The organism is Paractinoplanes atraurantiacus (assembly GCF_900215205.1).
In the GTDB taxonomy this organism is placed as follows: Bacteria; Actinomycetota; Actinomycetes; order Mycobacteriales; family Micromonosporaceae; genus Actinoplanes; species Actinoplanes atraurantiacus.
Window position 1 is genome coordinate 326797 of sequence record NZ_OBDY01000006.1, and the last position, 13901, is coordinate 340697.

General features: G+C 72.0%; 16 protein-coding genes and 1 pseudogene. 9 read left to right on the forward strand and 8 right to left on the reverse strand.

Going from position 1 to position 13901, the window contains the following annotated elements; all coding sequences use genetic code 11:
* Positions 1-44: 44 nt before the first annotated feature.
* The 5 genes from CRP55_RS17425 (at position 45) to CRP55_RS17440 (ending at position 3985) form a co-directional block, all read left to right on the forward strand.
* Positions 45-833: an SAM-dependent methyltransferase gene (locus tag CRP55_RS17425; RefSeq protein ID WP_097321106.1), complete on the forward strand. Its 789-nt coding sequence runs from the start codon at positions 45-47 to the stop codon at positions 831-833.
* A gap of 16 nt (positions 834-849) precedes the next feature.
* Positions 850-1926 carry an MFS transporter gene (locus CRP55_RS17430; protein ID WP_097321107.1) on the forward strand — a complete coding sequence of 359 codons (1077 nt, stop codon included), beginning with the start codon at positions 850-852 and terminating at the stop codon, positions 1924-1926.
* A gap of 42 nt (positions 1927-1968) precedes the next feature.
* Entirely contained in the window at positions 1969-2226 is a 258-nt protein-coding gene (locus tag CRP55_RS52155; protein ID WP_143234681.1) for a hypothetical protein, read from the forward strand.
* 64 nt (positions 2227-2290) lie between these two features.
* A complete protein-coding gene (locus CRP55_RS17435; RefSeq protein WP_143234683.1) occupies positions 2291-3004 on the forward strand; it encodes a VOC family protein in 714 nt (237 codons plus the stop codon).
* Between the two features lie 9 nt (positions 3005-3013).
* Positions 3014-3985 carry a hypothetical protein gene (locus CRP55_RS17440; RefSeq protein WP_097321109.1) on the forward strand — a complete coding sequence of 324 codons (972 nt, stop codon included), beginning with the start codon at positions 3014-3016 and terminating at the stop codon, positions 3983-3985.
* A gap of 19 nt (positions 3986-4004) precedes the next feature.
* Here CRP55_RS17440 and CRP55_RS17445 read toward each other — a convergent pair whose 3' ends face one another.
* From CRP55_RS17445 to CRP55_RS17455, 3 genes are all read right to left on the reverse strand, one after another.
* A complete protein-coding gene (locus tag CRP55_RS17445) occupies positions 4005-4607 on the reverse strand; it encodes a transposase (RefSeq protein ID WP_245923109.1) in 603 nt (200 codons plus the stop codon).
* A complete protein-coding gene (locus CRP55_RS17450; protein WP_097321111.1) occupies positions 4532-5077 on the reverse strand; it encodes a winged helix-turn-helix domain-containing protein in 546 nt (181 codons plus the stop codon). The genes CRP55_RS17445 and CRP55_RS17450 overlap by 76 nt, the downstream gene beginning before the upstream one ends.
* An 88-nt stretch (positions 5078-5165) precedes the next feature.
* The gene (locus CRP55_RS17455; RefSeq protein ID WP_179855225.1) at positions 5166-6092 is read right to left on the reverse strand and encodes an SLAC1 family transporter; all 927 of its coding nucleotides are present in this window, start codon (positions 6090-6092) and stop codon (positions 5166-5168) included.
* Positions 6093-6244: 152 nt separating this feature from the next.
* On the opposite strand from CRP55_RS17455, the gene CRP55_RS56225 reads away from it, so the two are divergent.
* A complete protein-coding gene (locus tag CRP55_RS56225; RefSeq protein WP_097321194.1) occupies positions 6245-6892 on the forward strand; it encodes an STAS domain-containing protein in 648 nt (215 codons plus the stop codon).
* Between the two features lie 147 nt (positions 6893-7039).
* On the opposite strand, the pseudogene CRP55_RS56230 reads toward CRP55_RS56225, so the two are convergent.
* Positions 7040-7534, reverse strand: a pseudogene (locus CRP55_RS56230) (MFS transporter); the annotation flags it as partial.
* A 366-nt stretch (positions 7535-7900) separates the two neighbouring features.
* Entirely contained in the window at positions 7901-8545 is a 645-nt protein-coding gene (locus tag CRP55_RS17470) for a DUF2382 domain-containing protein (RefSeq protein ID WP_097321114.1), read from the reverse strand.
* Positions 8546-8655: 110 nt separating this feature from the next.
* Here CRP55_RS17470 and CRP55_RS17475 point away from each other — a divergent pair, with 110 nt between their 5' ends.
* Positions 8656-9456 carry a DUF2382 domain-containing protein gene (locus CRP55_RS17475; protein ID WP_097321115.1) on the forward strand — a complete coding sequence of 267 codons (801 nt, stop codon included), beginning with the start codon at positions 8656-8658 and terminating at the stop codon, positions 9454-9456.
* Here CRP55_RS17475 and CRP55_RS17480 read toward each other — a convergent pair.
* From CRP55_RS17480 to CRP55_RS17490, 3 genes are all read right to left on the reverse strand, one after another.
* Positions 9449-9766 (reverse strand): DUF6401 family natural product biosynthesis protein, encoded by a 318-nt coding sequence (locus tag CRP55_RS17480; protein ID WP_143234685.1) that lies wholly within the window; start codon positions 9764-9766, stop codon positions 9449-9451. The two genes, CRP55_RS17475 and CRP55_RS17480, sit on opposite strands and share 8 nt — an antisense overlap.
* A 42-nt stretch (positions 9767-9808) precedes the next feature.
* Positions 9809-10807, reverse strand: coding sequence for a nitronate monooxygenase (locus CRP55_RS17485; protein WP_097321117.1), 999 nt, complete (start codon positions 10805-10807; stop codon positions 9809-9811).
* A gap of 67 nt (positions 10808-10874) precedes the next feature.
* Positions 10875-12305 (reverse strand): GNAT family N-acetyltransferase, encoded by a 1431-nt coding sequence (locus CRP55_RS17490; RefSeq protein ID WP_097321118.1) that lies wholly within the window; start codon positions 12303-12305, stop codon positions 10875-10877.
* A gap of 70 nt (positions 12306-12375) precedes the next feature.
* On the opposite strand from CRP55_RS17490, the gene CRP55_RS17495 reads away from it, so the two are divergent.
* Both CRP55_RS17495 and CRP55_RS17500 read left to right on the forward strand, forming a co-directional pair.
* Positions 12376-13008: an HD domain-containing protein gene (locus CRP55_RS17495; RefSeq protein WP_218854592.1), complete on the forward strand. Its 633-nt coding sequence runs from the start codon at positions 12376-12378 to the stop codon at positions 13006-13008.
* Between the two features lie 52 nt (positions 13009-13060).
* On the forward strand, positions 13061-13900 hold the full coding sequence (locus CRP55_RS17500) for an alcohol dehydrogenase catalytic domain-containing protein (protein WP_097321119.1): 840 nt from the start codon (positions 13061-13063) through the stop codon (positions 13898-13900).
* Position 13901: the final 1 nt, after the last annotated feature.

Here is a 13901-nt window from a genome sequence, read left to right on the forward strand (position 1 = left end):
TCTAGGATGTGTGCACTGTCGATGTAGGAAGACGGGGTGCGGCATTGGACAGGGTGGATACCACGGTCGCTCATCCGGCGAGGCGCTACAACTACTGGCTGGGCGGCAAGGACCACTTCGCGGCCGACCGCGCCTCGGGTGACGCGATCGAGGCGGCCATGCCGTCGATCCGTACGATGGCCCTGGAAAATCGCCGTTTCCTCGGCCGTGCGGCCCGGCTCATCGCCTCGCGCGGGGTCCGGCAGTTCCTCGACATCGGCACGGGCATCCCCGCGCCCGGCAACACCCACGAGGTGGTCCAGGCCGTCGACCCGGCCAGCAAGATCGTGTACGTGGACAACGACCCGATCGTGCTGAGCCATGCCAGGGCGCTGCTCACCAGCGCGCCGGCCGGCAGCGTGGCCTACCTGGACGCCGACCTGCGCAACACTCGATCCATCCTGGACCACACCGACCTCAAAGCCACCATCGACCTGACCGAGCCGGTCGGGCTGCTGCTCATCGCGGTGCTGCATTTCATCCGCGACGACGAGGACGTGACGGGCATCGTCCGCACGCTGCTCGACGCGCTGCCGCCCGGCAGCTACGTGGCGGCGACCCATGCGACGTGGGAATACCTGCCGGCCGAGGCGGTGGCCAAGCTGACCGCGGCCAACCCGGACGGCCGTTTCCAGGCCCGCGACGGCGCCGACTTCGCGCGCCTGTTCGACGGTCTCGAACTGGTCGACCCGGGCGTGGCCTCGGTCGCGCACTGGCACGCGCAGGACGAGCCACAACCCCGCCCGGCGGTGGAGGACGTGGCCTGCAACGGATTCGTGGCGCGAGTGCCCTAGCCGCCAGACTTCACCCATGGGCACGGTGTACGTGCGGTGGGTCTGGTGCCGGGCCGTGCTGCACCGCGGGTGGTGGCTGGTCACCAGCATCTACCTGGTCGCCGACGCGCGTCTGGACGCGGGCCGGCTCGTGCTCATCGGCGTCGCCCAATCGGTGGTGGCGCTGCTGTTCGAGGTGCCGGCCGGGGTCGTCGCCGACACGCTGAGCCGGCGGTGGTCGCTGGTGGTCTCGCACGTGGTGATGGGCACCGCGATGCTCACGACAGCGCTGGTCGACGGCTTCCCGGCGCTCCTGGCGGCGCAGGCGCTGTGGGGGCTCTCGTGGACGTTCGCCAGCGGCGCCGACGTGGCGTGGATCAGCGACGAGCTGGGCGATCCGGCCGAGGTGCCGCTCGTGCTCATCCGGGCCGAGCGCGCGCAGCTCACCGGCACGGTGGCCGGGCTGATGGGGGTCGGCGGTCTGGCCTGGCTGATCGGGCGAAGCCCGGCGATGGTCACGGCGGGTGCGTCGATGACGCTTCTTGGGTTGTACGTCGGGGTGCGCTTCCAGGAGCATCGTTTCGTTCCCGCGGCGGCGCGCCGGTGGCGGGCGGCGTGGGCGATTCTGCGACAGGGGGTCCGGGGGAGTCGCGTACTCCTGGTCGTCTTCGTGTCTTCGATGCTGGTGAACGGGGTGGCCGACGCTTTCGGGCGCCTGTATCCGCTGCGGCTGCTGGGGCTGGCGCCGGCGGCCGATCCGGTGGTGTGGTTCACCGGCCTGAGTGTGGTGATGTGCCTCGTCGGGGCGGCGGCCCTGCGTCTCGTTCAGCCCTGGGTAGGCGGCGCGCGCACGGTGCGGCGAGGGTACGCGGCGGCGTGCGCGGTCGCGGCGGCCGGCGTCGCCGGTCTGGCGCTCGCACCCGGGGCGGTGAGCGGCAGCGTGGCGGTGGTGCTGGCGGCGGGGGCGTTCCCGTTGACGCGAAGCTTCGCGACGCTGTGGGTCAACGCGGAGACCGCGGGGGCGGTCCGGGCCACTGTGCATTCACTGCTCGCCCAGGCCGGCTACGTCGGGACCATCATCTGCGGACTCACGATTGCCGTCAGCGGCCGGTAGTTGGAGATCGGGCACCGTGACATCCTGCCCTAGGCTGGCCGCGTGCGGACGGTGGGTGCGGGGCTCGGGCAGACGGCGGCGATCTGGGCTGCGGTCGTGATCGTTGCTCTGTCCGTACCCGATGGCGCAGTGGCTTTGACCGGCGTGCTCGTCGGGCTGTTGGCTTGTGTGGTGCTCGGCGTCTGGCATCGGCGGCGGGCCCGGGCCGACAGCGCGGTCGGGGCGTTCGCCGGGGTCGTGCTGTGGCCGGTGCTGATCGGGGCCACGCTGATCGCGATCAACATCGCGGTGTACGAGTGAGGGCGTCACTCCATCGAGGATGATCGTTGGAGTTTGAAGGGTGGCCGGCACGGTAATCGGCGGCATGCTTTCCGAAACTCTGCGCCAGGCGACGCATCCCCTCGCCCAGTTCGACGGCCTGGTGCTCGACACGGCCGACCCGGAGCGGGCGGCCGCCTTCTGGCGGGGCGCGCTCGGCGGGCGGGCCGACGGTCTGACGGTACGGCCCGGCCCGGGGCGGCCGGCCCGCGAGATCCTGCGGCTACGGGAGACGGCCACGCCGCCGCCCGACGACGCTCGTGTGCACGTCGACCTGCGGCTGGCCGGGGCGGCGCCGGATCACCTGACGGCGGCCGGCGCGCGGATGATCCGGCCGCCGGGCGAGGACCCCTGGTATGTGCTGGAGGACCCCGACGGCACCCAGTTCTGCGCGTTCCCGGCGGTGGACGACCGGCCGGCCGGCATGTTCGAGCTCGTCGTCAAATGCTCGGAGCCGCACCGGCTGGCCCGATGGTGGGCCGGCGTGCTGGGTGGGCGTGCGGTCGACGAAGTGGAGGCGGCGGCGGTGGTCGGCGCGCCCGAGTTCCCGTGGGACTTCATGGTGTTCGACCCGGTGCCGGGGATCGAGCGCTACCGCAGCCGTACCCGATGGCACCTCGAAGCCCGCGACCGCGACATGACCACACTGCTCGCCGCGGGGGCTGTCATGCGGGCCGAGCCCAGCCGGTCCGAGCCGTGGTGGACCCTCGCCGACCCGGGAGGCAACGAGTTCTGCGTGGTGGTGCCGGGCACCGCCTAAGGTAGGTCGGTGATCAAGATCAGGCGCGCGGTCGCGGTGGCCGTGCTGCTGGCGGCCGTGGTGGCGGTGATGCCCGCGCAGCCGTACGAGACGAATGAGGCTTCGCCGGACTTCGCGTGCCCGGAGTCCGAGGGCGGTGTGATCATCACCTGCTCGATCGCCTACGAGACGGATGAAGTCGAGTTCCACCCGGCGCCGGCTCTGCCGTCGTTGCGTGTGCCGCGGGCCACCCGGCTGGCCACCAACGGCGTGCCGGGGTGTGTGCGCGGCGAAGGGCGGCCGATCGTCGGCACGACCACGCCCACGCTGTCGGCGGTCTTCGCGGTCGAAGGAAAGGAGCCGACCGAGGTCATCTTCGAGCAGCAACGGTTCGGCGACACCGAATCCACCATCAGCACCACGAGCGGGATGCCGGGCCAGCCGGTCGTCCTGGAGGCGGGTGACTGGGGTCTCGGGCCGGGGGAGTCCTATCGCTGGCGGGTCCGCGGCACACCGTGGGACGCGGCGGTGCCGGGCTGGTCGCAGTGGTGCGAGTTCACGGTCGAGGCGGGCCTCGTCGACCTGCGCGACGCGACGGACGTCGACGCCGTCCGCGAGTTACGGGTGGCGCCGAAGCGCCGCTACACGGTCAAGCTGACCGAACGGCAATGGCGGCTGGTCCTCGACGCGCTGGCCCCGATGGACGAAGGGGTCGCCGTCGTCGGCGGGCCCGGCGAGATGGAGACCGAGGAGGACGACCGGCTCCGAACCATCTCCGGCACCATTCGGCGGGGCCTTCCGAGCCGGACCGTCACGCTGACCGGCGACCAGTGGGCCACAGCCGCCGCTCAGACGGCCGGCATGGCGCAGATCTACGACCAACTGCGCGAGGAGGAGCCGGACGTCTACGAGAGCGACGGCTCCGCGTACTGGAAGGCCGTCGATCGCATCTCGGCCCAACTGGGCGGCCCGGCCCACCCGGGTCTGGGCGCCGACCGCTAGAGCCCTTCTGGGGTGGGGGTCAGGGTGGTGTTGGTGGAGGTAGACCTGTTCCGGTGAAGTAGCCGTCGATCAGCCCCGCGCGGTATTGCATGCGGTTGAGGCGGTTCTTCACCGCGGCGGTGAGTTCGGTGGCGGTGCGAACGGCGAGGTTGGCGAGGCTGCCTTTCATCGTCGACCAGACGTTCTCCACCGGGTTGAGTTCCGGCGCGTAGGCCGGTAACTCGTGGACGCGCAGCCAGGACCGGGCGGCGATCGCGGCCCGGATCGTAGGTGTCTTGTGCAGCGACAGCCGGTCCCAGATCAGCACGATCGGGGCTTGCAGCTGTTGGTGAGCGGCGTCGAGCAGCCGGATCAGGTCCGGTTCCCGGAACCCTTTCGGTTCGCCCTTGCGTCCGCGGGAGGTCAGGGTGCGGTAGATCAGCCGGGACCGGTGGCCGGGCCGATAGCAGCACAACCCGGCCACCGACACCCGCACGGTGCCCTTCGCGGTTACCTTCACGACCGGTGTCACGCCTTTCGGCGCCCAGGTGGTGGCCTTGTGGGCTTTCAGCGTCTGGCCCCACTCGTCGGCAAAGACGATCCAGGCGGATGTGCGGGCGGCGAGTCTTTTACCGCCGGCCACTGGTAGCGCCGCCAATGGGCGATCGCGGCCTCGTCCCGCTCGATCGCCCGGTGGATCGGCAACTGGGCGGTATAACCGAGTCGCCGCATCGCCTGCCACGCGGTCGTGACCGAGACCCGGATATGGAACATCGTCGCGATCAACGCCACGATCCGGACGAGGGTCCACCGCTGGTCTTCGCCGTAACCGGCGGCGGCCGGACCTTGCTCAAGGCGGCCCTCGAGCCGGGCCACCTGCTCGTCGGACAGTTTCGGGTCCGGCCCGGCCGGGCCACGCGACGCCAACGCCTGCACGCCGCCGGCCTTCCAGGCCCGCCGCCACTGATACGCCGACTTCGTTGACACCTCGAGCATGCCGGCGACCTCAACCGCCGATCTACCCTCGACGAACAACGCCGCCGCTGGCTGCCGCACTCGTTCCCGCCGGATCCGTTCCGCCTGGTCAACGCCGACACCGTCGCCATATCGCATGTGATCAGCAGACCCGACCCCAGCTGGCCGTGACGATCACCGCAAGCGTCACAGTGGATCAGCCGCAGACCCCCAACCCAAAAGATGTCTAGACGGGCACCGCGGCGCGGTGCTGGGACTGCTTGCGCAGGGCCAGCAGGGACGACTTGACGGCGATCAGTCCGATCAGGACCGTCACGACGGTCAGGACCAGCCACGAGAGAGGACGCCAGGCCGTGGCGTGTTCGCCGGTCAGCCAGTGGATGGTGTAGGTGCCGCTGGCGGCGATGGTGAAGGTCAGGGCCCAGAACCCGTGGGCGAACGGCTGGCGCAGATAGTTCGGGGTCAGGAAGAGCTGCACCAGCAGCAGCGGCACCATCGTGCCGAGCAGCAGCAGGTCGATGGTGTCGAGGGTGCCGCCGTTGATGGCGTACCAGGCGTTGCCGGCGACGGCCGGCGGGGCCGAGAAGATGGCCATCGTCGGCAGGAGCGGGCCGGGCAGCGCGGGGCGAAGGGCCAGCCGGCCCAGCAGCAGGGCGCCGATCAGGAACCAGAACAGGATGCCGACGCCGAACGCGCCGACCGCGACCGCGTGCCATCCGGCCAGCGCGGCCGACTGGGCGCCGACGAGCGAGGCGGCCACGGTCGGCAGCAGATAGCCGGCGTGCAGCGTGTCGACGTCGAGGCCGCCGCTGAGCAGATGCGCCACGAACCAGCCGGCGAAAACCGTGGCCAGCACCAGCATCACCGCGATGACGACGCGGCCGCCGGTGAGCCACGTGCCGGCCAGACGGCCACCCATCAGCAGGCCGGTCGTCGGCACCAGCGCCGCGAACGGCCCCAGGACCGGATGACGGAGGTCGGCCGGCGAGGCCTTCACGAGGTAGCGGCCCAGCAGGGTGAGCCACACGACCAGCACCGCCCACCAGAGGGCATCGCCCACGAAACCGGGCACGAGTCCCGCCGCCGACGAGGCCGTCCAGGTCCCGGCCAGCCCGGCGAGCCCGAAGGCGATACCGAAGAGGTTGAGCGGCATCGTGGTCCTTCCATCTGTGGTTTCTGCCGACATCAGCCTCGCTCGCCGGCCGGCCCGTCGGATCAGTCATTTGACTGGCGACGGCGCACGCGGATGGAAGGGTCACACATCCGCGCGATGTGGGCGGCCGCCGGAAGAGCCACCGTGGGGACATGGAGTGGCAATTGGAGGTCACCGCGACGACGGACCCACCGGGGGTGCGCCTGCGCGGCGAGGCCGACCTGAGCACCCGGCCCATGCTGGAGCTGATCGCCGACGTGATGCGGCACTGCCCGGGCGACGTGGTGGTGGACATGTCCGGGCTGACCTTCATCGACGTCGGCGGTCTGCGCGTGTTCGCCCTCACCTCATCGGCTCTGCGCGCCTACGGGCGGCGTCTGTGGCTCGCCGGATGCCCGCGGCCGATCCGCCGGCTCATCGGGTTGCTCGGCTGGGAGGACATCCTTCAGGAGGCTCCCGGTGGCAGCCATCAGCAGGGCGGCGGCGAGCAGGACGAAGGCGGTGGCGCGGCCGCCGAGCACCTCGTAGGCGAGGCCGGTGAACAGGGGGCCGCACGGGGTGGCGAGCCGGGAGACGAACTGCCGCACGCCCTGGACGCGGCCGAAGAGGTGGTCGGGGGTCACCGCGACGGTCCGGGTCAGCACCGCGGCGTTCCAAGCCGGGAACGGCAGGGTCAGCAGGGCGCCGAGAGCACCGAGCAGGTACGGGTCGGTGGTGAAGGCCGTCGCCGGAAGCGCCGCCGTCCAGTACCAGCCGATGCCCACGAAGATGCGCCGCGCCGGGAGGCGGCGTATCAGTAGTGGGGTGAGCGCGGCCCCGGCGAGCCCTCCGGCGCCGATCAGCGCCGACAGCACGCCGATGCTCGCGGCTGAGGCGCCGCCCTGTCGTGTCAGAAGGATCAGGAGCAGGACGAGCGCGGCGATGGGAGCCGCGGCGGCCCGCTGTTGTGGACCGGGCCGGATGAGAATCGTGGCGATGAGACCGACCAGGTAGGAGAGGGCGTCCCCGAGGAAGGGAAGCGCCCGGTGCAGGCCGAAGAGCAGGCCGCCGATCGGGCCGCCGGCCAGCATCGCCGCGGCGTCCCGGGCCTGCATGACGGCGGCGGCGCGGCCGATGTCCGGCACCGGCACGACCGCGCGCAGCAGGCCGATGCTGGCCAGGTCGAAGAAGATCGCCAGTACGGCCTCGGCGAACACCACGGCGAGGATCAGCGCCAGCGGGGCCCAGCCGGCGAGGACCGCGACACCGAGCAGGCCCAGCAGCAGCGCCCGCCCGGCGTCGGCCGCGATCATCACCCGGCGGCGGTCCCAGCGGTCGACCAGCGCGCCCGCGGCCAGCGTGAACAGGGCGTACGGCAGCGTCTGGGCGAAGCCGGCGAGACCGGCCTGGCTCGCCGAGCCGGTGACGGCCAAGACCAGAAGCGGGAAGGCGACGGCGTCCATCTGGGAGCTTCGCGAGCAAGAACGACCTGGTCGGGGCCATCCTCGAGCGCAAGCTCGCCGGGGACGGCGACCCGGGGACGGCCTCCGGCTCGCTGACGGGCCGGCTGGAGGCGCTGCGCGCGCGTTAGGAGGCGAATGTCGACGAGCCCGAGAGCCGGCGGTTCATCCAGGTGTTCGCCGAGTTCTGGTTGCACGGAATCGCGACGAGTCGAGCCGCGCGGTCGTCAGTCGACGGCTGCGGACGATCCGCGATAATCATCCGGCCCGGGTGTCGATTTCGGGTGACCTTCCGTTGCCGGCCGAGCGGCTCGCCGGTTTGATATTGAGGTGCTCGCTCGGCTTTATGGAGAAGCGCTTCGGGAATTGCTATGAAGGGCCCTCAAATTCGATCTGTTCTTTGTGGACCGGAGCGGTAACCGTCTCCTCGTCGGTTACGGTCTGTTTACGCAGGCGGACGCGCTCGACCGGCACCTTCTCGGTGGTGACGACGGGGCGCTCGGCGTAGAGGGTCGTGTCGGGGGCGGGGACGTCCGGGGCGTCGACCGGTACACGCTCGAGGTGGACCTCCTCGCGGGTGACCGGGACGGTGATCTGGCGCTCCTCGGTGACCAGGTGCTTGCGGAGGCGGACCTTGGTCACGGGTTCTTTCCGTACGCCGGTGACCAGGCGTTCCTCGGAGCGAGTCATGGCGTCGTCGCCGGCGGAGCCGTAATGCGCCTCGAGACGGTCCGCGTCGCCGTACTCCAAAGGACCGTCCGTATCGATCATCGGTGCCGCCCGGACGAGGGTCCCGTCGACCGCGACGGTCAGCCGCCCGCCCTGCAGGCCGGCGCCGCGCAGGGGCACGAACGACTCCTGGAAGCTCATCGCGCCGGTGCGGACCGTCACCCACAGTGGTTCGCCGCTGTGCGGGTCGAGGTAGATCTGCCCAACCGTTCCGAGGGGACGGCCGGCTTTGTCGTAGACCTCGGCGCCGCTCAGGTTGTCAAGATCTTCCTGTGAGATCGCCATTTTCGGGTGATACCCACGAGGCGGCGGAAAACACTTTGGAAATCGCATGCATGGCGGCAAAGACCCCGGGTACGGATTGGGGCGTACCCAGCTCCAAGGAGGACCCCCTGATGATTACTCTGGACCAGGTTCGCGCCCTGAGCGGACACGACGTGTACGGCCCCGACGGCGACAAGATCGGCAGTGTCGGGCAGGTGTGGGAGGACGGCGCCGGGCAGCCCACGTGGGCGAGCGTCAAGACCGGCCTCTTCGGCCTCCATGAGTCGCTCGTGCCCTTGGACCGGGCCGACCTCGACGGCGACCGGCTGGTGCTGCCGTTCGACAAGGCCAAGGTGAAGGACGCGCCCAACGTGGACGCGTCGCACGACGAGCCGCTGACCCAGGACGACGTCGAGCGGTTGTACGAGTACTACGGGCTCAGCTGGCAGGACAGCTCCCGCGCCTACGAGGCGGGCGTCGCCGCCGGAAACGCCAACTACACCGGCACCTCGTACGACGCCGATCGTCGTCAGGACGAGAACTACGGCGACGGGGCCATGACCCGCTCCGAGGAGCGTCTCGAGGCCGGCACCCGGCGCGAGGAAGCCGGCCGGGCCCGCCTGCGCAAGTACGTGGTGACCGAGCAGCAGCAGGCCACCATCCCGGTCGCGCGCGAAGAGGTCCGCCTCGAGCGCGAGCCGATCACCGGCGCCAACCGGGACGCCGCCTTCGCCGGCCCCGACCTCACCGAGTCGGAGCACGAGGTCACGCTGCACGCCGAGCGCCCGGTCGTCGAGACCGAGACCGTGCCGGTGGAGCGCGTGCGCCTCGGCAAGGAGACCGTCACCGACGAGGAGACCGTCATCGGCGAGGTGCGCAAGGAGCGCATCGAGGCCGACCTCCCGGGCGAGGAGAACCGCCGCTTCAACTGAGCCGTGCCGCCAGGACGCAGACCGCGAGCAGGTGCAGGGAGGGCCAGGAGGCTCCCTCCCACCCTCTCGCGGTCTCGTCGGCTCTCCACCCCTTGGCCGTGACCGCGTCGGCGACCCCGTCGGCGTAGGCGGCCAGCGCCTCCGGCCGCGCGTGCCCGATGGTGTCGCGAATCTGCGCGATGTGCTGATCGACCGCCGCCGTCAGGCCGGGTCGCGACCGCATGGCCTCCATGCCGTCGGCGCCGAGCCGCTGTGACCACTGCGCCAGCGCCAGCCGGGCCGCCGTGGTCACGTGCTGCCTCATTTCCATGACCAGCGACCGTACGGATTCCCCCGGCCCCGGGCAAGGTCCTCATCCCTCCGGGGTCAGCGCCCTGAGAAGTTCCGCGACCGGGCCGGGCCGGGCGGCCGCGAAGCCGGTCCCGGCCCACAGGTTCAACGCCGACGCGTCACCGGCGGCCGCGGCGGCGGCCCGGATCGGCGCCGTGAGGTGGTGGATCGCCGGATAGCCGATCGGTGCCGCCGACGAGTGGACGTCGATGAAGCGGTTGCGCAGACCGCGCGCCGGATGGCCGGTGAAAGCCCTGGTCACGGCGGTTTCCTCGTACGCGCCGGAGAGCATCGCCTCGCGCTGGGCGGTGCGGGTGCCGGCCTCGTCGGCCAACAGGAAGAACGTTCCGGCCTGGACCGCGGCCGCGCCGGCGGACAGCAGGGCCGCCACGTCGGCGGACGAGCTGGTGCCGCCGGCCGCGACGACCGGCCGGGACGTCACGGCGAGCACGTCGGCCAGCACCTCGGCCGCCGTCGTGGTCCCCGCATAGGCGGCGGGGTCGGTGGTGGAGGCGTGACCGCCGGCCGTGCCGGCCTGGGCGATCAGCGCGTCCGGCCCGACCGTCAGAGCGCGGGTCGCCTCGTCACGGTCGGTCACCGTGATCAGCACATCGCGCAGGGCGGAGACGACGTCCGCGGGCGGGACGCCGAAGGTGAAGCTGACGTAGGGCACCTCGTATTCGACCGCCAGCGCCACCTTGGCCTCGAAGTGGTCGTCATCGGCGAGGCGCAGCGGCGGCAGCTCCACTCCATAGGCGGCGGCCTCGGCCGACAGCGTCTCCCGGTAGCGGTGAAGCGGTTCCGCGTCGGCGGGGGAGGGCGTCGGGACAAAGATGTTCAGGCCGTACGGGACCCCGGCGCTCCGCACCGTCCGCAGCTCCTCCTCGACCGCCGCCGGCGTCTTGTAGCCGGCGGCGAGGAAGCCGAGCGCCCCGGCCTTCCCGGCCGCGACGACGAGGGCGGCTGTGCTGGGTCCGCCGGCCATCGGGGCGACGATGACGGGACCGGGCAGTGCGAACATGGACCGACCCTACGACCTCACCGGGTGATGCCCTGGGCGGACAGCCAGTCCAGGGTGGCGCGCCCGATCATCCGACCCGCTTGACGTAACGGTGACAGGGCACGCCGATGGTGCCGCCCGCATGCCGCGCCTGATACTCGAAGGCGCCGTCGTCGGCCCAGCCGCGCCGCTCGTAGAAGCGGCGGGCCCGCGCGTTGCCGGTCACCACGGCCAGCCAGGCCGTCTCGTGCCCGGCCGCCGCGACCTGCCGCTCGGCCGCGTCGAGCAGGTCGGCCGCCACGCCGCTGCCCCGGCTGGCCGCGGCCACGAAGACCTGCTCGACCTCGTCGCCGTCGACGGTCGCGAAACCCACGATGGCGCCGTCCACCACGGCCACCGTCGTGCGGGAGACCATGGCGGCGGTGCGGGCGCCGAAGCTTTCGGGTGTACGCAGGAGGACGACCTCCTCGGCCACATGCCCCAGGTGCCCGTCGCGCCAGGCCGATTCCCAGATCCGCGCGACGGTGGGAACGTCCTCGTCGCGGGCTGGCCGCAGGTGCGCCGACATGCGCCGACCGTACCGGAACCGCTGCTGGTAGGCGCGCGGCGAGACGCCGATCCGGCCGATGACGGCCCGCCGCAGGGTCTCCGTGCTGCCGATGCCGGTGCGCTGGGCGGCCGCCGTCACGGAATGGCCCTCGGTGAGCAGGCGCAGGGCGGCGTCGACGCGGACCGACTCGACGTATTTGGCCGGGCTGGTGCCGAGCTCGTCGCGGAACAGCCGGGACAGGTGGCGCGGGCTGACGGCGATCTTCGCGGCCAGCGCCGGGATCGCGTGGTCGCCGGCCGGGTCGGCGGCGACCGCGTCGGTCAGCTCCCGCAGCTTCGGCGTGGTCGGGCGGGGCAGCGCCAGCGACGGCGAGAACTGGGACTGCCCGCCCGGGCGCTGGAGGAAGACGACCAGCTCCTGCGCGACCGTGCGGGCGGCCTGCTCGCCGTTGTCCCGCTCGACCAGGGCCAGGGCCAGGTCGATGCCGGCCGAGACACCGGCGGACGTGTAGACGGCGCCGTCCCGCACGAACAGGGCGTCCGGCTCGACGGCGATGCCCGGATAGGCGGCGCCGAGCAGCCGGGCGTGCCGCCAGTGCGTGGTCGCGCGGCGGCCGTCGAGCAGCCCCGCCGCGGCGAGGATGAAGGCCCCCGTACAGATGGAAGCCGTTCGTTCCGCCTTTTCCGAGAGCAGGCGGGCGGCGTCGATCAGCGGCTGGGGGATCGGAGCGACCGGCAGGTGGTCGCCGCCGACGATGAGCGCGGTGCCGACGTCCCGCGCCTCGTGGGCGGGCCCGTCGACCGGCACGCGCACGCCCGTCGAGCTGATCACGTCGCGCCCGTCGGGTGATCTGACCTCGAGCTCGTAGCGGCCCGCCTGCGCCAGGACCTCCAGCGGGCCGGCCAGGTCGAGCATCTTCATGCCGTCGAAGACGAGCGCGGTGACCCGGTGCACGATCCTGCCTCCCATGTCCCGATCCGAGGCAAGCATGGCAGGAAGGACACGGCTTTCTGAGCCCCTCCCGCGTGAGAGTGGGCACATGAACATCGCCGGCATCGACATCCCCGACTCGTCACTGGCCCGCGAGGCCACCGCGCTGGTCCGCGAGGCCACCGACGACCTGCTCTTCCACCACTCCCGCCGGGTCTTCCTGTTCGGGTCATTGCAGGGGATCCGGCTCGGGCTCCAGGCCAAACCCGAGTTGTTGTACGTCGGTGCGCTGTTCCACGACCTCGGCCTGACCCCGCGCCACCGGCGCGACGACCAGCGTTTCGAGATGGACGGCGCCGACGAGGCCCGCCGCTTCCTGCTGGCCCACGGCATCGGGCCGGACGAGGCGCGGGTGGTCTGGGAGGCGGTGGCCCTGCACACCACACCCGAGATCCCGTACCGGCTGGAACCGGAGATCGCGCTGGTCACGGCGGGCGTCGAAACGGACGTGCTGGGCGTCGGTCTGGGCGAGCTCGACCCGGCCGCAGTGGAGGCGGTGACCCGGGCCCACCCGCGGCCCGGCTTCAAGAAGGCCATCGTCGACGCCTTCGCCGAGGGGTTCCGCCACCGCCCGGACACGACGTTCGGCACGGTCAACGCCGACGTCCTGGAACACCGGATCCCCGGCTACCGCCACATCGACTTCGTCGACGTGATCGAGAACTCCGCCTGGCCGTCGTGACCCGCGTCTCGGCCCCGTTGCCGGCGCCCGGCGGCCGGGGAAAGGTCCGAGCATGCGATCAGAGGTGGAACAGCCTGGGCCGGGTGAGGTCCGGGTCCGGATGCATGTCGCGGCGGCTGGTTCGGGCCGAGGGGCCGCCGGCACGCCGCGGCACGACGGCGCGGGCGTGGTGGACGCGGTCGGCCCGGACGTCGACGGGCTCACGGCAGGCGATTTCGTGTGGGTCTGGAACGCTTCCGGGACCGCCCGGGAGTACCTCATCCTGCCGCGCCGCAACGTCGTACCGCTGCCGCCGGGGGTCTCGTTCGACGTGGGCGCCTCGCTCGGCGTACCGGCGCTGACCGCGCACCGGGCACTCACCGCGGCCGCCGGCGAACCCACCCGGCTGGTCCCGGGCGCCCTCACCGGCCGGGTGGTGCTCGTGGCCGGCGCCGCGGGGCCCGCGGAGAACGCCACCATCCAGCTCGCCTCGTGGGCCGGCGCGCACGTCGTCGTCGCAGTCAGCTCACCGGCCGAGGCCGAGTCGGCACGAGCCGCCGGCGCCGACCACGTCCGCCTTCCCCCGCCGCCCGGCGGCGGGGTTCTTCCGCCGGCCGCTGACCGCGCGGGTCTTCCGGGGTCACCGGACGGCGCTGCCCTTCCGGAATCGGCCGAGAGCGCTCCTTTTCCGGAGCCGCCCGACATCGTCGCCGACCTGGCCGCCGCCGCGGACATGACGCCGGACCAGCAGGACGAGGCCGTGGCCTCGGTGACCGCGGCCGCAGCCGCCCACCGCCTGCGGGTGGGCGCGGAGGCGGGCCTGCCGATCACGCGGTTCCCGCTGGCCCAGGTCGCGGCCGCCTACGAGACGGCCGAACGCCACCCCACCGGTAAGGTGCTCATCGACATCTGAT